1 protein-coding gene is annotated in these 529 nt (G+C 65.6%); it reads right to left on the reverse strand.

Features of this window, described 5'->3' with window-relative positions:
- Positions 1 to 187: 187 nt before the first annotated feature.
- A partial coding sequence (locus tag MKK69_RS02620; RefSeq protein ID WP_243965216.1) for a molybdopterin-dependent oxidoreductase occupies positions 188 to 529 on the reverse strand: 342 nt, incomplete at its 5' end.

A 529-nucleotide genomic window follows, 5' to 3' on the forward strand; every position in this document is an offset into this window, starting at 1 on the left:
CCGGCGACACACAGCAGGTTACCCTGACAGGTCTCGACGCAAGATCCGGATTAGACGACGCGGTGCGGTCGGTAGGGAGCAAGGCCGCGATGCAGCCCAACGGCTGGTCCCGGCCTGTTACATCGGGCTCGCTTACAGACCCTTCTGGAAAGGATCTGGTTGGGCATCTCACGTCCGATCCTTCGGCTCAGATGCCGGCGTACCAAGCGTAGCCCTGGTCCTCCCAGTGGCCGCCCTTGCCCTCGCCGATATGGGCGAAGCTTTCCACAACCTCGACGCGCATGACGTACTTGGCCTGCTTGTAGCCGAGGTTGCGCTCGACGCGCAGGCGCAGGGGCGCACCGTTAGCCACCGGCAACGCCTGCCCGTTCAGTTCGTAGGCGAGGATCGTCTGCGGGTGAAAGGCGTCCACGAGGTCGATGCTCTCGTAGTACCGGACCGGCGACCCGCCGCTGGCCGCGGTGTCTTCCGACGCCTGCTGGCCGCCCGAGTCCTTCTTGCTCTCGCCACCGCCCGACTGCTTGGCCAT

Origin of the sequence: Methylobacterium sp. J-026, from assembly GCF_022829585.1 — a bacterium.
Lineage (GTDB): Bacteria > Pseudomonadota > Alphaproteobacteria > Rhizobiales > Beijerinckiaceae > Methylobacterium.